This window comes from Streptococcus sp. A25 (assembly GCF_043674095.1).
GTDB lineage: Bacteria > Bacillota > Bacilli > Lactobacillales > Streptococcaceae > Streptococcus > Streptococcus suis_V.
The window spans coordinates 86,074-106,572 of sequence record NZ_JBIMJO010000004.1 but is presented as its reverse complement, the minus strand read 5'-3'; the positions used below and the strand labels follow the sequence as shown (position 1 = coordinate 106,572).

Genomic DNA, 20,499 nt, shown 5'->3' with positions numbered 1-20,499 from the left:
AATTAATAACAAAATAATAAAAGATAAACGAAATGACGAAATTTAGCCGAAGCGCTTCACACCGTCCAGATAGGTCGCTTTGAGCTGACCTTGACCATCCACGACAATGAAATCTGCTGCGCGACCTGGAGCGATTTGACCGCAGACATGGTCAATGTTGACAGACCGTGCTGGTACAAGAGAGGCCATTCTCAAGGCATCAGGCAGGCTGACCAAGTCCCACTCGACCACATTTTGCACCGCTTGGATAAGCTCCAAGATAGAACCAGCCAAGCTACCGCTGTCTTTGAGGCGAGCTGTGCCGTCTTTGACCACGACTTCAAATTCACCCAGACGAGACTCGCCCTCGCCCATACCACCAGCCCGCATACAGTCCGTAATCAAGACCGTTTCCTGCGCTCCTCTGGCTTTGACAACAATTTCAGCTGCTGCAGGGTGGACATGATGGCCGTCACAGATCATTTCTGCGTAGACATCTTTGAGACTAAGCGCAGCGCCCACCATACCCGGTTCACGATGATGAAGACCGCTCATACCGTTGTAGACATGGACAAAGATATTGGCACCTGCATCAACCGCTGCCTGTGCTTGTGCAAAAGTCGCATCCGAATGCGCTAGCGCTGTATGGATTTGCTTGCTATTGGCAAATTCGATAAATTCCTTAACGCCCTCGCGCTCTGGCGCAATGGCAATCTTATTGACCAGACCATTGGAGAGAGTGTACCACTTGTCCAATTTCTCAATAGAGGGATCACTCATGTATTTCGGATTTTGGGCACCCTTGTATTTTTCAGTGAAAAATGGTCCTTCGAGGAAGATTCCTTGAATTTTCGCACCGGTCTCCTCACCAGCATATTTCCCAATGGTTTCACATACTGCATCCAGATTTTCTGTGGAATCTGTCAGGGTTGTTGGAAGCCAAGAGGTCACACCGCAAGCTAACAGACCTTCTGAAATAGTCTTAATCCCCTCAAAGTCATTGTCCATGACATCGTGAGAAGCGTAGCCGTGAATATGCGTATCGACCAATCCCGGTGCAAGGTGATAAGCTGAATGGTCAATGATTTGACCGCCCGTCGGCTCTTCTGTCAAGATTTGACCGAACTGACCGTTTTCTGTAATTTCTAAGTAAGCGTTTTCTATCTCTTGTTCAGCAAGAATAATTGATTTTGCTTTAATATAGGTTGGCATGCTATTCCTCCTATTAAACTGGTTATATCCACTTGTTATTATATTGTATAATGCTTCACTTGTCAAGTAGAAACCGAAAAATCGGTCATTCTTTCCCAAATTTTACAACAAGCAAAAAGAGCTGAGAATATTCCCAGCCCATCTAACTATTCTATATATTGTCGATAAATGCGTGAAGACAGCAGACAAACCACCTCATAATTGATAGTCCCCACATAATCTGCCCAGTCTTGGACGGTGATTTCTCGGTCCCCATCCTGACCAATCAAGGTCACCTTGGTCCCCAGGGGATAAGGTTTTGGTAGACGAATGGTAATCTGATCCATGGAGACACGACCAACAATCGGACAAGGCTGCCCATCAACAAGAACTGAGAATCCCTGCATAGCCCGCAACAGGCCATCTGCATAGCCAATTGGCACCGTCCCGATATACTCGTCCCCCTGGCTCTCGTAGGTCATACCATAACCTATCTTTTGGCCCGCGTCCAAGAGCTTCGTCTGTACCAATTGGGACTCCAATCTCAGGGCCGGCAGAAGAGCATAGGGCAGTTCTAACTCCCGACCGCTTGGGTTGAGGCCATAGAGAGCATCCCCCAGGCGAATCATATTGAAAACAGCATCTGGATGCCAGATACTGGCCGCAGAATTACTAGCATGAATCAAATCCGGCAGGCTTGTCAATTGGTCCAGAATGCTCTGGAAATTTTGCAACTGTTCCTGATAATAGCAATCGTCCGCCTGGTCTGCAGCCGCAAAATGGGTAAAGATACCTTCAAAATCTACATCAGCAGCTGCCAATTCTTCAATCAGTTCAGTGATTTCCTCAACATTCCGAAAACCCAGACGCCCCATACCTGTATCCACCTTGATATGGACAGACAGGCCGTCCAGTTCCAATCCTGCCTCCTGCACCAAGTGCCACCAATCCAGACTAGACACTGTCAGACTAATATTTGTCTGGCGGGCCAGAGGAATGCAGTCGATTGGGACCACACCAAGAATCAAAATTGGATGTTCCAGACCGGCCTGGCGGAGCTCCAAGGCCTCGTCCATATTGGAAACACAGAAGCCATCTGCCTTGGATGACAATTCACGCGCCACTTCCACAGCCCCATGTCCATAGGCACCGGCCTTAACAACCGCAAACTTCTTCGTTCGAGCTGGCAGATTCTCTGTCAGCCTATCAAAGTTGTGACCAATATTGCCCACCTTCACCTTAGCTACTGTGGGCCGATGTATGCTAGCTTTCATCCTCTTCCTCCAAAATGACACTGGCCTGGACAAAATTCCCTGAATGACTGATACTCAGCCAAACTTTACAGGCTACAGGCGATTTTGTGACCACTGGACGCCCCTTCTCATCCGGCAAAATCTCCAAATCCTGAAAACCGATTTTTCCAATCCCCGTTCCCAGGGCCTTGACAAAGGCTTCTTTTGCCGCCCAACGACCAGCCAAAAATTCAACTTGTCTGCGCCCAGACAGGCTCGAAAACCGTTCTCTCTCTGATTCAGTCAGCACCTTTTCTACAAAACGGGGCTTGCCCTCCATTGCTGCCGCAATCGCTGCGATTTCCTGTAAATCTATACCGTGACCAATAATCATTTTCACCTAAAAAATAGAGCGGGGAGGCTACTCATTCCTGCCCCACCACGCTCCTGTTCTGTTTATTCTTTATCTATTCGAAAAGCTGTTACTGTCTTCCGTGACAGTTTTTAAATTTCTTCCCTGAAGCACATGGACATGGTGCATTGCGATCGACACCCTCAAAGGCCTCTTTCGGAACTGCACGAGTCGGTGGGATGATATTCTTAACTGCTGTTGTATGCGCCTCATGCGCTGCACGTTCACGTTCAATATTGTCGTGAATCTGAGCCTTCATCATCAAACGCGTCACATCAAACTCAATCGAACCAATCATGTCATTGAACATGGTAAAGGCTTCTGACTGGTACTCGACAATCGGATTGTTCTGAGCATAACCACGCAGACTAACTGCATTTCGCAATTGATCCAGAGCATCGATATGATCTGTCCATTTATTATCCACTACACGCAAAATCAAGACTTTTTGGAACTCGCGAATACGGTCCTCATCTTTTAATTTGGCAATCTGTGAATCATAAACCGCAATGGCTCTGTCGTACAATTCATCTGCAATTTCCCCATAGCTGAGATCTTCCAAATCAGATAGGCGCAAACTTTCCTCGTCAACCAAATTGGCATGAGCAAATTTGAGAATTGAATCCAAGGCCTCTTCACGACTGAAGCTCTTATGGGAGTCAATCAGGCGCTCAATTGTCCGCTGAATCATAGAGCGAATTTCAGGTCCCAAATCGCGTTCAGCAGTAATCACATCATGGCGTTGGCCGTAGATAATCTCGCGCTGTTCACGCATAACATCATCATACTGAAGGACCTGTTTACGAGAATCGTAGTTGTTTCCTTCGACACGCTTCTGCGCCGCCTCAACCTGACGGGTCAACATGCCAGACTTGATGACAGACTCTTCTTCAGACAAGTTCATCCGCTCCATGAAGGCCTTGATTCGCTCTGAACCAAAGCGTTTCATCAAATCATCTTCCAAGGATAGGTAGAATTGTGATTCACCTGGATCCCCTTGACGACCGGAACGTCCGCGGAGCTGATTATCGATACGGCGGCTCTCATGGCGCTCCGTACCGATAACGCAAAGACCGCCAAGTTCACGCACACCAGGGCCCAACTTGATATCCGTACCACGACCGGCCATGTTGGTGGCAATAGTAACAGCACCACGCTGACCAGCGTTCATGATAATTTGGGCTTCACGGTAGTGGTTCTTAGCATTAAGAACCTCGTGCGGAACCCCTGCAGCCACCAATTTTTGAGAAATCAAGTCAGAGGTCTCAACCGCAACGGTACCGACAAGAACTGGTTGACCTTTTTGGTAACGTTCTTTGACATCACGCACTACAGCATTAAACTTGTATTCCAAGTTTGGATAGAGCAAGTCTTCATGGTCGATACGTTGAATTGGACGGTTGGTTGGGATAGGAATGATGCGGATATTGTAAATTTCTCGGAATTCTTCCTCTTCTGTCTTACCAGTACCCGTCATACCAGACAATTTCTTATACATACGGAAGAGGTTCTGATAGGTGATAGAGGCAGACGTCTTGGATTCATTCTGGACAGGTACACCTTCTTTGGCTTCAATAGCCTGGTGCAGACCGTCAGAATAGCGACGTCCTTCCATGGTACGACCTGTAAATGGATCGATGATCATGACTTCCTGCTCTTCATTGACCAGATAGTCAACATCGTAGGTCATGATATAGTTGGCACGGAGGGCATTGTCCAAGAAGTGGGTAATAGCCACGTTCTCAATATCATAGAGGTTGTCCAGCTTGAAGAATTTCTCAGCCTTGTCAATCCCTGAATCCGCCAAACCAATAGTTTTAGACGGTACATCGATGATATAGTCGTCGCGATCCAAAGATTTGACCAACTTATCCGCCAAGAAATAGAGCTGGTTGGTTTCTGAGCCTTGAGGACCTGAAACGATCAAAGGTGTACGGGCCTCGTCAATCAGGATTGAGTCAACTTCATCGACCAAGGCATAGTTGAGCGGGCGCTGTACCATATCTTCTGCACGCACCACCATATTATCACGAAGGTAGTCGAAACCAATCTCCGAGTTGGTGGAGTAAGTGATATCGCAGTTATAGGCTTCACGCTTTTCAAAAGGTGATTTGGCTGCCAAGTTGATCCCAACCGACAGACCCAACCATGAATAAAGCTCACCCATCTCAGTCGCATCACGAGTAGAAAGGTACTCATTGACCGTTACTACATGTACCCCTTCACCTGTCAGGGCGTTGAGGTAAACCGGCATGGTCGCCGTCAAGGTCTTCCCTTCACCAGTACGCATCTCTGGAACGTCACCATTGTGGAGAACGATACCACCCATGACCTGAACCTTATAAGGATAGAGACCCAGGACACGACGCGCACCCTCACGAACAACGGCAAAGGCTTCATAGAGGAGTTCATCCAAGGTTTCACCTTTGGCAAGGCGGTCCCTAAACTCCTGCGTCTTGGCCTGCAACTGCTCATCCGTCAAGGCTTCCATGGCATCTGCATAAGAGAAAACCTTGTCCGCCATTTTTTCTAATTTTCTTTGCTCACCCTTATCATTTTCAATAATGGAGCGGAGCATATTTCTAACCATTCTGTACTTCCTACTTAACTTGATTTTGCTTGTCTGACCTGTCACAAGGATACCCTTCCGTCTTTGGGTAAGCTACATCCATCAATAGCTGACAACCATTTGACAAGAACCTAAAAATTCCAGGCCAGATGACATAGTTCAATAATATATTCTAGCACAAGATTTGGTTTTTTTCAAGGTTGGAACAACTCTCAAACACGCTTTTCACAAAGAAAACAGCCCCTTAGCAGGACTGCCTTCCAGATTCTATGGATGACTAACTATCATTTCCAATTGCCCTGAAAATTCCCATTCCAGCACATTGCTTGGCAAAATAAAGTGGCTTCCTTTTTCAATCTCGTAGACTTGACCATCAACCTGCAATTCGCCTACACCATCAAGGACGCTGACTAGATAGTAGGGAGCTTGTTTTTCGAAAATGACCGCACCCTCGATTTCCCACTTGTAAACCGTGAAAAATTCATTGCTGACATAAGTTGTGGCCCTCAACGCCCCAGCTTCAATAGTATCGGGGTGGCTGTTTGCTGGCTCACCAATGGTCAGGACATCAATAGACTGCTGGATATGGAGATCACGGAGGTTGCCAACATCATCCTTGCGGTCAAAATCATAGACCCGATAGGTCGTGTCGCTGGACTGCTGGGTTTCCAAAATCATAATTCCCTTGCCGATAGCGTGCATGGTTCCGCTTGGCACATAGAAAAAGTCACCTGCCTTGACCGGCACATGGGTCAACAATTTTTCCCACTCCTTGTCCTCAATCATCTGGGCCAATTCTTGACGGCTCTTGGCCTCGTGACCGTAGATAATCTCAGCTCCCTCATCCGCCGCAATCACATACCAGCACTCAGTCTTTCCCAATTCGCCCTCATGCTCTAAAGCATAGCTATCGTCCGGATGAACCTGAACAGACAACCAATCATTGGCATCCAGAATTTTGGTCAAAAGCGGAAAAACTGGACAGTCACTGTCGCTAAATAAATCACGACGCTCCGCATATAACTTGTCCAAGGGAGTACCCTTGTAATCGCCATTGGCTACGACGGAAACGCCGTTGGGATGAGCCGAAATGGCCCAAAATTCACCGGTCGTCTGGCTGGGAATTTCATAACCGAATTCGGTCTCTAAACGATTCCCACCCCAGATTTTTTCCTGCATGACGGAGTTTAAAAATAATGGTTGTGCCATAATAGTCTCCTTCTCAATTCTTCTAGCCCTATCTTATCAAATTTCCCAATAAATGCCAATGAAGAGCCACAGAAAAGCCTGGCAGAGCCAAGCTTCTCTCTTATGTCAGACTTATTTTTCAGCTACTTTTTTGGCTAAAGCAAAGTTTCCGAGTGTCGCAGAACCATTTTCCGCAACAGCAGGTGTCACGATGTAGTCCTTGACATCTGGTGTTGGCAGATAGTCATTCATGAGGCCTGTAAATTTCTCACGGACACGGTTAAGCATGTGCTCCTGCGCCATCACACCACCACCGAAAACGATGACTTGCGGACGATACAAAAGTGTTGCCTGCACTGCGGCTTGGGCAATATAGTAAGCCTGTACATCCCAGACATCAGAGTTGAGCTCAATCAACTCACCGCGGATGCCTGTACGACCTTCCAAGGAAGGACCAGCTGCCAGACCTTCCAAACAGCCATTGTGGAAAGGACAAACGCCGTTGAATTCATTTTTTACATCGTAAGGGTGGAGTGCAACGTAAGTATGACCTGCTTCGGTATGGCCGAGACCGCCGATAAACTCACCATTTTGAATAGCCCCAGCACCGATACCTGTACCAATCGTATAATAAACCAGGCTCTTCACACCCTTGCGCACCAAGGTCTCACCAAAAGCAGAAGAGTTTACATCTGTCGTAAAGTAGAAAGGAATGTTGAATTCTTTTGCAATCAAGCCCAGCAAGTCAATATTTGACCAATGAGGTTTTGGCGTTGAAGTGATATAGCCATAGGTTTGTGAGTTTTGATCAATATCAATCGGACCAAACGAACCAATAGCAATCCCAGCCAAACGATCTTCGTAGCGTTTGAAAAATTCTACCGTACGCTCAATGGTTTCATAGGGCGTTGTTGTCGGAAATTGCGTTTTTTCAATTACTTGGAAATTCTCATCACCAACCGCACAAACAAACTTTGTACCACCAGCTTCCAAGCTTCCGTATAATTTTGTCATGAATTTTCTCCCTTTTTGTTTTTTTCATTATACCATAGATAGAAATAGAAGAAAAAGGCTTACCGCCTTTTTCTGTGCTTATTTTACGGATTATTTAACAACTTTCAAGAAGTCCGCACCATGAGCGATTGTACCCTCAGCAAGTGGAGCTACTTCTGTAAAGTCTGCAGTGTTTGTCACGATGATCATGGTTGTATCATCAAGACCTGCTTCAGCAATTTTCGCTGCGTCAAATTTAGCAAGTGGTGTACCAGCTTTTACCTTGTCACCAGCAGCAACCAATTTCTCAAAACCGTTACCGTTCATAGAAACTGTATCGATACCGATGTGAATCAAGATTTCAGCACCAGTCGCTGTTTTCAAACCGTAGGCATGGCCTGTTTCAAAAGCGATGGTTACTTCTGCATCCGCTGGAGCATAGACAACACCTTCAGTTGGCTTAACTGCCAAACCTTTACCCATAGCACCTGATGAGAATACTGGGTCGTTCACATTTTCAAGAGCTACAACGTCACCTGAAAGTGGAGATACAAGAGTTTCTTGTGCAGTAGAGATTTCTGCAGTTTCTTCAACTTTTTCTGAAGTTTCAACTACAGACGCTGTCACTGCTGCCGCAGCAGCTGTTGCTGCTTCATCAGCGAAAACTGCTGATGCTTTTGTCTTACCATAAACGTAAGTAAAGGCAAAGGCTGCAGCAAAAGCAATCAACTCAGCAACTACATACATTGGGATAGAAGATGCTTTGATTGAGAGGAAGCCAATAAAACCTGCTGCCCCAAGAGATACAGCGATAACATGAGTCAAACCTGCAAAGAGGGCACCGATAGCCGAACCTGCAAGAGCACAGAAGAATGGGAATCTGTACTTCAAGTTAACCCCGAAGAGGGCAGGTTCTGTAATTCCAAGGAAGGCAGAAACTGCTGCTGAACCGGACAAACCTTTTGTTTTTGCATTTTTTGTCAAGAAATAAATAGCAAGAGTTGCAGCACCTTGTGCAACGTTAGCCATTGAAGCAACTACAAAGATGTAGTCTCCGTATCCTGTACCATTATTGTTGTAAGCAGACAAAAGTTGTGTCTCGATGGCTGGGAATGATTGGTGAAGACCAGTCATTACGATCAATGAGTAAGTACCACCAAAGATACTCATACCCAACGCACCAGTTGTATCGTACAACCAAACAATTGCGTTAGTAATCGCATCAGATACAGTCAACATCACAGGACCGATGAATGTAAATGTCAAGAAACCTGTAATCATTACTGACAATAATGGTGTGAATGTAAAGTCAACTGCTGATGGCAACTTCTTGTGGAAGAATTTTTCAAGCGTCGCAAGAAGCCAAACTGCTGCAAGAACTGGAATAACCTGATATGCATAGTTTGTTTGAGCTACTTGGAAACCAAAAATATCCCAAAAAGCTTCTTTACCACCCAAATCTGGAGTGGTCATGATCATACCAATAGCCGCACCGAGGAATTGGTTTGCACCAAAGCGTTTCGCAGCGGAGATACCTACAAGGACTGGCAAGAACATGAATGGAGCTGCTGACATCAATTGAATCATCGCAGAAATGCCTTGGATAGCAGGATACATTTCCTCAATTGATTTTGGACCAAATAAATCTGGGGAAGTCAAGAAGTTACGAAGCGCCATCAATAGACCACCAGCAACGAGAGCCGGAATGATTGGCACAAAGATATCTGACAAGAGCTTGATTAAGTCCATCAATGGATTGAACTTCTTATCTTGCGCTGCAATCTGTTTCAAATCATCTGTTGAAACTTCTTTTAAGCCTGTAGCCTTGATGAGCTCTGCATATACAAAGTTTACATCACCAGGTCCGATGATAACTTGATACTGACCATTCGTACTGAATGTCCCTTTGACATCTGCATTGTCATCGAGGGCTTTTTGGTTCACTTTGGATTCATCCTTCAGAACCAAACGAAGACGAGTAGCACAGTGTGCTGCCGCAACTAGATTATCTTTCCCAACCGCTTCGATCACTTCGGCAGAAACTTTTTTATAATCCATTTACAAAAATCTCCTTTTTGTATATTTTTATTATTGAAAGTGTTTTCACTCTTTCGATGTTTTTATTATATATGGTTTTTACGAATATGTCAAACGTTTTGCAGATTTTTTTAAAAAATTCCAAGAATCACAGTAAAAGCTTGATTTTTTTCAAGAAAACGTTTACTATATTAAATGAATAATTAGAAGATATGGAGTAGACAAATGGCTTTTACAACTGAAGAGCGCTACCGAGCTTATGCTGACTGGTCGCCAGAATACATTGAAAAAATTAAACAAAATACTGCAAGCTCACCTTGGAGAACTAACTTCCACATCGAAACACCTCACGGTTTGCTCAATGACCCTAATGGTTTTTCTTACTTTAATGGAAAATGGACCCTCTTCTACCAGTATTTCCCATTTGGTGCAGCTCACGGTCTCAAATCTTGGGTCCATACTGAGTCAACTGACCTGGTGCATTTTGAGCCGACTGGTACAGTTGTCTACCCTGACACGCCTCTGGACAGCCACGGTGCCTACTCTGGTTCTGCTATGGAATTCGGCGATAAACTCTTTTTATTCTATACAGGAAATGTCCGCGATGAAAATTGGCAACGCCACACCTATCAGATTGGCGCCCTCATGGACAAGGATGGCAAGATCGAGAAGATTGACAAGGTCTTGATTGAGCAGCCAGAGGACACGACAGACCATTTCCGTGACCCACAGATTTTCAACTACAAGGGACAATATTACGCCATCGTCGGTGGACAAAATCTGGATTTGAAGGGGATTGTTAAGCTCTACAAGGCTGAAAACAACGACTACCTCAATTGGACCTATGTGGCGGATTTGGATTTTGAAAATGACCTGACGGCCTACATGATGGAATGTCCAAACATTGCCTTCGTCGGTGACCAACCCGTCCTGCTCTACTGCCCACAGGGTCTGGACAAGTCTGTTCTGGACTACGGCAACATCTATCCAAATATGTACAAGATTGGCCAGGCATTTGACCCTGAAACAGGAAAAATTGTAGCACCGAGTGAGTTAATCAACCTTGACTACGGTTTTGAGTGCTATGCAACACAGGCATTTAACGCACCAGAAGGTCGCACCTTATCTGTCAGCTGGTTGGCCCTGCCAGATGTGGCATATCCTACGGATGCTTATGATTATCAAGGTTGCTTGTCCTTAGTCAAAGAATTGTCTATCAAGGACGGTAAACTTTACCAGTACCCTGTTGAAGCCATCACAAGCCTTCGTCAAGAAGCACAGCCATTTTCAGCGAAAAAAGAAACCAACAATGTCTACGAATTGGAGCTGGACTTTGCTGCCAATGGCAAGCATGAAATCGTCCTCTTTGCCAATGCAGACCAAAAAGGCTTGGTGCTGACAGTTGATACAGAAAAGGGACAGATTAGCTTGGACCGCGAACATTGTGGTCAGCCCTTTGCCCTTGAATATGGAACAAGCAGAACTTGTGACATTGAGTCTGGAGCTTTGACTGCCAATATTTTCATAGACAAGTCTGTCTTTGAAATTTTCATCAATAAAGGAGAAAAAGTATTTTCTGGTCGCGTCTTCCCTGATGCTGATCAAAATGGCATTGCCATTACCAGTGGCAACCCAACCGGAACTTACTACCATTTAGATTATGGTCGCAAAACTAACTGATGTTGCTGCCCTAGCCGGTGTCAGTCCCACAACCGTGTCCCGCGTCATCAATAAAAAAGGCTACTTGTCAGAAAAAACTGTCAAAAAAGTGCAGGATGCCATGCGGGAATTGGGCTACAAGCCCAACAATTTGGCGAGGAGCTTGCAGGGAAAATCGGCCAAGCTGGTCGGACTCATCTTCCCTACTATCAATAATATTTTCTATGCCGAGCTGATTGGACACCTGGAAAGCCAACTCTTCAACCGAGGTTATAAGACCATTATTTGCAACAGCCAGCATGAATCGGACAAGGAAAGAGAGTATCTAGAGATGTTAGCGGCCAATCAGGTTGACGGCATCATCTCGGGCAGTCACAACCTGGGTATCAAGGACTATGACCGGGTTTCCGCCCCAATTATTGCCTTTGACCGCAATCTCTCTCCTACTATTCCCGTTGTCTCTTCTGATAACCACGGAGGAGGAGTCTTGGCGGCCCAAACCCTGAAAAAGGCAGGCTGCAAACGACCTATCATGATTTCGGGGAATGATAATTCCGACTCCCCTACTGGTCTGCGTCGGTCTGGTTTCCTCTCCGTCTTACCAGATGAAACCGTCTATCACGTTGCCAGCGACTTTACACCCATTCGCAAGGAAATGGAAATCAAGTCCATTCTGGAAAAGCACGCCCCCGACGGCATCTTTGTGTCAGACGATTTGACAGCTATGCTGGTCTGGAACGTTGCCCAATCGCTCAATTTGACTATTCCGCAAGACCTCAAATTGATTGGCTACGATGGGACTTATTTCATTGAAAATTATTACCCACAGCTGACAACCATTAAGCAGCCATTGACTGACATCGCCAAATTGATGGTGGATTTGTTGATTGATAAAATCGAGGGCAAGGAACTGGATAAACGGAACTACGTTTTGCCAGTCAGCCTATCCGCCGGAGCTAGTATATAAGACAAGTATTGTGTAATGCTTGTCTTTTTTGTCAAATTCTACTTCTCCTGTATCATCCAACAAACAGCCAAACTAGTCAACTCTGAACATTTCATGGCATCCTTCCGAAACTGAGCGTTTATTAAGTCAGGTGGGCTGAATTCTTTCTGAGAGTAATCTCCCTTTTCCAACTCAAAAAGAAACGAAAAAAAGAAACCTGATTAGGCTTCTTCTTGGATAAATTGGCTTAATACGCCGTTTACGAATTTAGCGGATGACTCGTCTGAAAATTCCTTGGCTAGCTCGATGGCCTCATTGACTGCGACGCGGTCTGGTGTTTCTTGGAAATATTGAATTTCAAATAAGCCCAAACGCATGATATTTTTATCAATCAAGGTCAAACGGTCCAGGGTCCAGCCAGACTTGAGCTTGCTAGACAATTCCTTGTCCAATTCTTCTCGATAGGCTGCCACACCATTGACCAAGTTGAGGAGAAAGAGAGGAATTTCCACACCTTCTGTCTCTTCCTCACGGTCATAGAGGTAAGAAAATTGAGCAGCCTGGACAGGCTCTTGGCCAAATTCTAGGGATACAATCGCCTGCAAAGCGCACTTCCGCAGGGCATGTCTATTATTCTTCATCGAGGAAATCCTCTCCGAACAAGTCTTTCAGGGCTGGTTTTGGTGTCTTATCTGGAACGATGCCGTTGACGTGGATATTAACCGCAGCCAACTCCACCTCTGCATAGTTAAAGACAGCAGTCTTGACAGCTCGCTGGATATCCATTGATACAGCAGGGACATTGACGCCATACTCCAGGTAAACGTAAATATCAGCCGTCACTTGCCCTTCCTCATCTGTATGAAGGTAGACACCCTTGTTGAGAGATGATTTTGACAGGCTATCTGCAACCCGCTTATTTTGAAGAGAATGGACCCCCTCAACTTTTGCTGCTGCAATGCCTGTAATTACTTCAAGAACGCGTGGTGCAATAACGATTTCGCCTTGGTATTCTGTTGTCATAGGCTCTCCTTTTCTAAGAGGGGCAATTAAGCGCGTGATACGTAAGTTCCCTCTGCTGTGTTGATAACGAGTTTTTGACCTGCTTCGATGAAGTCTGGCACGTTTACAACCAAACCGGTTTCCATGGTTGCTGGCTTACCTGAACCTGTTACAGTCGCTCCTTTGATAGATGGCTGGGTTTCTGCAACCACCAACTCAACAGTAGTTGGAACAGTAACACCAATCACTTCCGTTCCGTAGAATTGGATTTTCACGTCAGAATTTTCCAAGATGTAAAGTAATTCTTCTTGAATTGTTGCTACTGGAATTTCATACTGGTCGTAAGTCTCAGTATTCATGAAATAGGCAGTGTCATCCATTTGGTAAAGGTATTGAGCTGGGACGGTTTCGATGATAGCTTGTTCAAATTTCTCATCTGGACGGTAGGTCGTGTCAAAAGTTGAACCTGTACGCACATCACGCAATTTCATACGCATGATGGTATTGCCCTTACCTGGCTTGTGGTGACTTGCATCCAAAACCTTAATCAACTTACCTTCTGCTTCGAAGGTCATACCTGCTCTAAGTTTACTTGCTTCAATCATTGTATTGAATACCTCTTCAAATTTTATTTATTCGGTTTATTTTACCACAAACTGACAGATTTCTCAAATGACAATCAATTCTTTGGGGGCCAAAGTCAACACCTTACAACCCGTGTCCGTAATTAGTAGGTCGTCTTCGATACGGACACCGTATTTGCCCTCGAGATAAATGCCCGGCTCATCAGTCAAGACCATACCCGCCTGAATGGTATCCGTAGCCGTTCGGCTAAAGTAGGGATACTCGTGGACATCCAAGCCCATACCGTGCCCGATACCGTGGGTAAAGTAAGGACCATAACCAGCCTGCTCGATGACACGACGTGGGACACCGTCAAACTCCTTGTATTCCATACCCGCCTTAGCCGTCGCAATCAAGGCTTGATTCGCCGCCAGAACGGTTTCATAAATCTCTCGCTCTTCATCACTAACCGAACCGACATAGACCGTCCGCGTCATATCGCTGACATAGTGGTCATACAAGCAGCCAAAGTCCAGCGTCAAAGCCTCACCAGCCTCAATTACCTTATTGGACGCACGTCCGTGGGGCATAGCAGAGCGGTAACCCGAAGCAGCAATGGTATCAAAGGACACCCCTTCTGCCCCCATTTCCCGCATACGAAAGTCCAAGAAATTGGCAATTTCAATCTCTGTTTTACCTGGTTTGATAAAGTCTAAAGCGTCAATAAATGCCTGGTCTGAAATCTGACAAGCTCGCTGAATGGTGGCAATCTCTGCCGCATCCTTAATCATCCGCAGATCCGCAATCAGATTGGTTGTTGGTCTAAGAGTCGTTCCAGCAAAGACAGCTTCCATGGATTTGAAATAGGCTACTGAAATCTCATCCTCAAAGGCCACTTCCTTGATGCCCATGTCCTTGACCAAACCAGCTGCCGTTCCCAACTCATCTCGATTGGAAATCACTTCAAAGTCTGTGACAACAGATTGGGCGTAGGTGATATAGCGGTCATCTGTAATCAAAACCTGGCGGCTAGGTGTAATCAGCACCACTCCTGCCGACCCCCAGAATCCTGTCAAATAATAAACATTTTTCAAATTGGTCACATAGAGAGCCTCTATCGACTGCTCTGCCATTTTTCCACGAAGTTTTTCAAGTCGTTTTTGCATAACCTACCTCCAAAGATATTGTAACTATTATAGCAGAAATGCACAGAATTACCAATAAACTTCCAGCAAACAAGAAAAAGCCGCTTGGCGACTTTTTACTTCAACTTAGTTTTCAAATACTGGCCTGTAAAGCTAGCTGGGTTAGCTGCTACTTCTTCTGGTGTTCCTGTCGCAACAACGGTACCACCTCCGACACCGCCTTCTGGTCCCATGTCGATAATGTGGTCAGCTGTCTTGATGACATCCAGATTGTGCTCGATGACCAGCACGGTATTGCCATCATCAACAAAGCGAGCCAAGACTTTGAGTAACTGGGCAATGTCCTCCGTATGCAGACCTGTCGTCGGCTCATCCAAGATATACAAGGATTTACCAGTTGACCGCTTGTGGAGTTCAGAAGCCAACTTCATCCGCTGGGCTTCCCCACCTGATAGGGTCGTTGCTGGCTGACCTAGAGTAACGTAGCCCAAACCTACATCTTGAATGGTGCGAAGTTTCCGTTCAATCTTCGGAATGTGTTTGAAGAACTCGACCGCATCATTGACGGTCATATCAAGGACTTGGGCGATATTTTTCTCCTTGTAATGTACTTCCAAGGTTTCAGAATTGTAACGGTGTCCATGACAGACTTCGCAAGGAACAAAAACATCTGGCAGGAAGTGCATTTCAATCTTGATAATCCCGTCACCAGAACAAGCCTCACAACGACCACCTTTGACGTTAAAGGAGAAGCGTCCTTTCTTGTAGCCACGGATTTTAGCTTCATTGGTCTGGGCAAAGAGGTCCCGAATATCGTCAAAAACACCTGTATAGGTGGCTGGGTTGGAACGCGGTGTCCGTCCAATCGGGCTTTGGTCAATATCAATCAAGCGATCCAAGTGTTCAATTCCTGAAATGGACTTGAACTTACCTGGCTTGTCCGAATTGCGATTGAGTTTCTGAGCAATAGCTTTTTTCAAAATGGAATTGACCAGGGTTGATTTGCCTGAGCCAGACACCCCTGTCACCGCTACAAATTTTCCAAGCGGGAAACGAACAGTCACATCTTGCAGGTTGTTTTCCTTGGCACCTGTTACCTCCAGGAATCGACCATTACCAACACGACGTTCCAAAGGAACTGGAATTTCACGTTTGCCAGACAGGTACTGGCCTGTAATGGATTTCTTATTTTTAGCTACTTGGGCAGGCGTTCCAGAAGCCACGATTTCTCCACCGAAGACACCCGCACCTGGACCGATGTCAATCAGCCAGTCTGCCTCACGCATAGTGTCCTCATCGTGTTCTACCACAATCAGGGTATTTCCCAAATCACGCATTTTCTTAAGACTGGCAATAAGGCGGTCATTATCCCGTTGGTGCAGACCGATCGACGGCTCATCCAGAATATAGAGGACACCTGACAGGTTGGACCCAATCTGGGTCGCCAAACGAATCCGCTGGCTCTCACCACCCGAAAGCGTACCTGCTGCTCGTGAAAGCGTTAGGTAATTTAGACCAACGTTGTTAAGGAAGGAAAGGCGATCCTTGATTTCCTTGACAATGGGCGTCGCAATCGTCGCTTCATTTTCAGACAAGGTCAGATTTTCAATGACTTGCAAATGATCCGCTACGGACAAGTCAGATAACTGCCCGATATGCAGTCCCTGTTCGCCACCGACTTTGACAGACAAGGCTTGGTCATTGAGGCGATAGCCGTGGCAGGTTCCACAGGTCAATTCGTTCATGTATGTCTTCATGACTGTCCGCGTATAGTCACTGTTGGTTTCACGGTAGCGGCGATTGATATTGGTAATCAAGCCTTCAAAGGGAATATCGATATCACGCACCCCACCGAACTCATTTTCATAATGGAAATGGAATTCTTTTCCGTCAGAACCGTTGAAAATCAGGTTCTTCTCCTCTTCCGTCAATTCCTCAAAAGGCTTGTCCATGTCCACACCAAAGTGGTTCATGGCCTGCTCCAACATCTGAGGATAGTAGTTGGAAGAAATAGGATTCCAAGGAGCCAAGGCACCGTCACGCAGGGTCTTGCTGGCATCTGGGACAATCAAATCCGTATCCACTTCCAGCTTCATGCCCAAACCGTCACAATCGCTACAAGATCCAAAAGGAGCATTGAAAGAGAAAAGACGAGGCTCCAACTCGGGCACTGTAAAACCACAAACTGGGCAGGCATAGTACTCAGAGAACAGCAGTTCCTTCTCATCCATGGTGTCAATGATGACATAACCGTCCGCAATTCGAAGAGCAGCCTCAATCGAATCAAACAAGCGAGAACGAATGCCCTCCTTGATGACAATTCGATCGACCACGACCTCAATATTATGAGCCTTGCTCTTGGACAATTCAGGCACTTCAGACACATCATAGACATCCCCATTGACACGGACCCGCACATAGCCATCCTTCTGCACCTTCTCAAAAATGGTCTTGTGTTGACCCTTTTTCTTGCGAACAATCGGTGCTAGAATCTGCAAACGTTGGCGTTCTGGCAATTCCAAAACCTCATCGACAATCTGCTCCACCGAAGAAGCCGCAATGGCCCCGTGCCCATTGATACAGTAAGGCACCCCTACCCGAGCATAAAGCAAGCGGAGATAGTCATTGATTTCTGTTGCCGTTCCAACCGTCGAACGCGGATTCCGCGAGGTTGTTTTTTGGTCTATGGAAATAGCAGGGCTGAGCCCCTCTATGGAATCCACATCAGGCTTGTCCATGTTGCCCAAGAACTGACGAGCATAGGCAGACAAAGACTCCACATAACGACGTTGGCCTTCGGCATACAGAGTATCAAAAGCCAAACTCGACTTACCAGACCCCGACAAACCAGTCACCACCACCAACTTCTCACGCGGAATGGTCACATCAATATTTTTCAAATTATGGGCACGCGCCCCATGAATCACAATATTTTCTTGCATAATTTAAGATATAGAGCCCGTAAAACGCACGGTGAAAATAGGCGGTAAGTCCGAAATCTGTGATTTCGAAGACGCACCCCCGTCAAGACAACTAGTGCTTTCACAGGTCGAAAACCGAAGAAAGCACAGATGTCTACGACGCAGAAGCCAGTTCCACACGCTTAAACATGAAGAAACCAACAATTTTTCAAACAGCGTATAGGGCGTGTTCAGTTCCTTTCAAAATCAGCTATAAATAGGCACGCATCCTATCCAGCATAAAATATACCCCATTATATCACACTTCAAAAAAATCATTCCGTATTCCTGCATTTTTTGGTATAATAAAGGGTACGTTTACATGCAAGAATGAAAAGGAGGGCACTAATATGAAACAGATTTTTCTATCAACGATGACTGATTTAGAAGAAATCCAAACCTTTGAACCAGGCGCTTGGATCAACTTGGTCAACCCCTCCCAGAGTGAGTCCATGGAAGTGTCCGAGCATTACAAGATTGATATCGCCGATCTGAGGGCACCGCTCGATGCAGAAGAAACTTCTCGTATCACGGTCGAAGATGACTACACCTTGATTGTCGTCGACGTTCCCATCTTGGAAGAGCGGAATAACAAGACCTACTATATCACCATTCCGCTTGGTATTATCCTGACAGATGACGCCATTATCACGACCTGTTTAGAGCCACTGCCGCTCTTTGATCAATTTATCCACAGACGCCTGCGCAACTTCTTTACCTTTATGAAGTCACGCTTCGTTTTCCAAATTCTCTATCGAAATGCCCAGCTCTACCTGTCTGCCCTGCGGACCATTGACCGAAAGAGTGAGGAAATCGAGAAACAGCTCCACGAAGCCACTCGAAATGAAGAACTGATTGTCCTCATGGAATTGGAAAAAACTATCGTCTACTTCAAGGCCTCTCTCAAAACCAATGAACGCCTGGTCAAAAAACTGGCCAGCTCCACCCGCCTCCTCCGCAAATACGAGGAGGATGAGGACTTGCTGGAAGATACCCTGGTCGAAACCCAACAGGCTATTGAGATGGCGGACATCTATGGTTCTATCCTGAACTCCATGACCCATGCCTTTGCCTCAATCATTTCCAACAACCAGAATACCATTATGAAAACCCTGGCCCTCATGACCATCGTCATGTCCATACCGACCATGGTCTTCTCGGCTTACGGCATGAACTTCAAGGACAATATTATTCCCTTCAATGATATTCCCCATGCCTTCTGGTGGATTATCTTGTTTGCCTTTGCTATCAGTTTATCACTAACCTTCTATTTCATAAGAAAGAAATGGTTCTAATCCAAGGAGATTGCTATGTCATTTACAGAATTTAAAGAATTAACCAAGAAAAACCAGGAATTTATCCACATTGCTACCAACCAATTGATCAAGGATGGCAAGACGGATGCCGAAATCAAGGGGCTTTTGGAAGAAATCCTGCCGACCATCATCGAAAAGCAAAAAACAGGCCAAACTGCCCGTAGTCTTTTTGGTGCACCTAGTGAATGGGCCGCAAGCAAGTCTGCTGCTCCCAGCCAAGAAAAGCAAGAAACGGTCGAATACAATGAAAATCCATGGCTCATGTGGCTGGACTCTAGTCTCTTTATGTTGGCCATCATTGCCGGTATCAATGGTCTGATGAATCTCTTTAATCAAGGCGCTCAGTATGGTTTGGTGACCCTGCTGGTTATCGGATTCGGTGTGGGTGCAGGTATGTACTTCATGTACCACTTTGTTTACAGAGAGCAAGCTAAAACCGGTAAACGACCAAATCTACTCAAGGCCATTCTGTTCCTGGGTGTGGCAACTTTGGCCTGGTCTGCAGTCTTCTTCCTGGCTGCCCTAGTTCCAGCCAACCTCAACCCAATTCCTCATCCAATTCTCACTATCTTAATCTGTGCTATTGCCTTCGGAATCCGCTATCTCTTGAAAAAGAAATACAATATCCGCAACGCCATGCAGCCTGTGCAATAATCATTCAATTCCATTTCAACTGTTGCAAACTTGCAAGCGACGCGTTGTAGCCGTCATAGAAAGTGCTCGGGTTATCCGATCCACCTACGATATAATCTACACTCCATTTCGGTGTGATACGAAATATATTTTATACATCCCAGCTGTTGGCTTCCAAAGCTGGGATGTAACATCTGTTCATTCATTTTATGTAACACGAAGGTTGGCCACCTGGACGAGCATAACTACCTGCTCCAAGCAACGACAGCCAAGCTGATGAAGACTCCATTAACTCAGTTTGTCGAAGGGATCTTTGCCAACATCGTGGTCAACATCGCTGTCTTCATTTCTATGCGGATGAAGGACGACGCTGGACGCGTAATCTCCCTCATTTTTATCATCTTCATCTTTGCTTTCTTGGGCTTTGAGCACGTGATTGCCAACTTCTCAACCTTCTCTCTTGCTTTCTTTGCAAATGGCGGAGCTGTCGAGGGAATGACGGTGATGAGCGTATTGATCAACTTCCTCTTCTCAGGTCTTGGAAACTTCGTCGGCGGTGGTATCCTGATTGGCTTCCTTTACAGCTGGCTCAGCAATAAATCAAAACTCTATGTGGACTAAACCACAAAATGGACTGGAATGCCAGTCCTATTTTTTTTTTGAAAAAATTTCT

The 20,499-nt window shown here is 45.7% G+C and carries 16 protein-coding genes and 1 pseudogene; 5 read left to right on the top strand and 12 right to left on the bottom strand.

What is annotated here, in order from left to right; all coding sequences use genetic code 11:
- Positions 1–42 precede the first annotated feature (42 nt).
- The 7 genes from nagA to ACHBID_RS02945 form a co-directional block, all read right to left on the bottom strand.
- Positions 43–1,191: an N-acetylglucosamine-6-phosphate deacetylase gene (nagA, locus tag ACHBID_RS02975; protein ID WP_394731636.1), complete on the bottom strand. Its 1,149-nt coding sequence runs from the start codon at positions 1,189–1,191 to the stop codon at positions 43–45.
- Between the two features lie 146 nt (positions 1,192–1,337).
- Entirely contained in the window at positions 1,338–2,444 is a 1,107-nt protein-coding gene (alr, locus tag ACHBID_RS02970; RefSeq protein WP_394731635.1) for an alanine racemase, read from the bottom strand.
- Positions 2,434–2,796 (bottom strand): holo-ACP synthase, encoded by a 363-nt coding sequence (gene acpS / locus ACHBID_RS02965; protein WP_172095375.1) that lies wholly within the window; start codon positions 2,794–2,796, stop codon positions 2,434–2,436. The genes alr and acpS overlap by 11 nt, the downstream gene beginning before the upstream one ends.
- 88 nt (positions 2,797–2,884) lie before the next feature.
- Positions 2,885–5,404 carry a preprotein translocase subunit SecA gene (gene secA / locus ACHBID_RS02960; RefSeq protein WP_172008910.1) on the bottom strand — a complete coding sequence of 840 codons (2,520 nt, stop codon included), beginning with the start codon at positions 5,402–5,404 and terminating at the stop codon, positions 2,885–2,887.
- 246 nt (positions 5,405–5,650) lie between these two features.
- Positions 5,651–6,592 (bottom strand): mannose-6-phosphate isomerase, class I, encoded by a 942-nt coding sequence (gene manA, locus ACHBID_RS02955; RefSeq protein ID WP_394731633.1) that lies wholly within the window; start codon positions 6,590–6,592, stop codon positions 5,651–5,653.
- A 111-nt stretch (positions 6,593–6,703) separates the two neighbouring features.
- Positions 6,704–7,585, bottom strand: coding sequence for a fructokinase ScrK (gene scrK / locus ACHBID_RS02950; RefSeq protein ID WP_174852623.1), 882 nt, complete (start codon positions 7,583–7,585; stop codon positions 6,704–6,706).
- A 90-nt stretch (positions 7,586–7,675) separates the two neighbouring features.
- Complete coding sequence (locus ACHBID_RS02945) at positions 7,676–9,622, bottom strand: sucrose-specific PTS transporter subunit IIBC (RefSeq protein WP_172008914.1); 1,947 nt, start codon at positions 9,620–9,622, stop codon at positions 7,676–7,678.
- Positions 9,623–9,826: 204 nt separating this feature from the next.
- Here ACHBID_RS02945 and ACHBID_RS02940 point away from each other — a divergent pair, with 204 nt between their 5' ends.
- Positions 9,827–11,281, top strand: coding sequence for a sucrose-6-phosphate hydrolase (locus tag ACHBID_RS02940; protein ID WP_394731631.1), 1,455 nt, complete (start codon positions 9,827–9,829; stop codon positions 11,279–11,281).
- A complete protein-coding gene (locus tag ACHBID_RS02935; protein ID WP_105111512.1) occupies positions 11,262–12,227 on the top strand; it encodes a LacI family DNA-binding transcriptional regulator in 966 nt (321 codons plus the stop codon). Before ACHBID_RS02940 ends, ACHBID_RS02935 begins: the two co-directional genes overlap by 20 nt.
- Before the next feature lie 200 nt (positions 12,228–12,427).
- Here ACHBID_RS02935 and nusB read toward each other — a convergent pair whose 3' ends face one another.
- From nusB to uvrA, 5 genes are all read right to left on the bottom strand, one after another.
- Positions 12,428–12,847, bottom strand: a complete 420-nt coding sequence (nusB, locus tag ACHBID_RS02930; protein ID WP_394731630.1) for a transcription antitermination factor NusB — start codon at positions 12,845–12,847, stop codon at positions 12,428–12,430.
- Entirely contained in the window at positions 12,837–13,229 is a 393-nt protein-coding gene (locus tag ACHBID_RS02925; protein ID WP_105111510.1) for an Asp23/Gls24 family envelope stress response protein, read from the bottom strand. The genes nusB and ACHBID_RS02925 overlap by 11 nt, the downstream gene beginning before the upstream one ends.
- A 26-nt stretch (positions 13,230–13,255) precedes the next feature.
- Positions 13,256–13,813: an elongation factor P gene (gene efp, locus ACHBID_RS02920; protein ID WP_105122500.1), complete on the bottom strand. Its 558-nt coding sequence runs from the start codon at positions 13,811–13,813 to the stop codon at positions 13,256–13,258.
- Positions 13,814–13,876: 63 nt separating this feature from the next.
- Positions 13,877–14,938: a M24 family metallopeptidase gene (locus ACHBID_RS02915; RefSeq protein WP_394731629.1), complete on the bottom strand. Its 1,062-nt coding sequence runs from the start codon at positions 14,936–14,938 to the stop codon at positions 13,877–13,879.
- Positions 14,939–15,033: 95 nt separating this feature from the next.
- Positions 15,034–17,859 carry an excinuclease ABC subunit UvrA gene (uvrA, locus tag ACHBID_RS02910; protein ID WP_222292748.1) on the bottom strand — a complete coding sequence of 942 codons (2,826 nt, stop codon included), beginning with the start codon at positions 17,857–17,859 and terminating at the stop codon, positions 15,034–15,036.
- Positions 17,860–18,227: 368 nt separating this feature from the next.
- On the opposite strand from uvrA, the gene ACHBID_RS02905 reads away from it, so the two are divergent.
- The 3 genes and pseudogenes from ACHBID_RS02905 to ACHBID_RS02895 all read left to right on the top strand — a co-directional run.
- Complete coding sequence (locus tag ACHBID_RS02905) at positions 18,228–19,172, top strand: magnesium transporter CorA family protein (RefSeq protein WP_105111505.1); 945 nt, start codon at positions 18,228–18,230, stop codon at positions 19,170–19,172.
- Between the two features lie 15 nt (positions 19,173–19,187).
- Complete coding sequence (locus tag ACHBID_RS02900; RefSeq protein WP_105111504.1) at positions 19,188–19,847, top strand: DUF1129 domain-containing protein; 660 nt, start codon at positions 19,188–19,190, stop codon at positions 19,845–19,847.
- A gap of 159 nt (positions 19,848–20,006) precedes the next feature.
- Positions 20,007–20,447: pseudogene (locus tag ACHBID_RS02895) on the top strand (formate/nitrite transporter family protein); the annotation flags it as partial.
- Between the last annotated feature and the right edge of the window lie 52 nt (positions 20,448–20,499).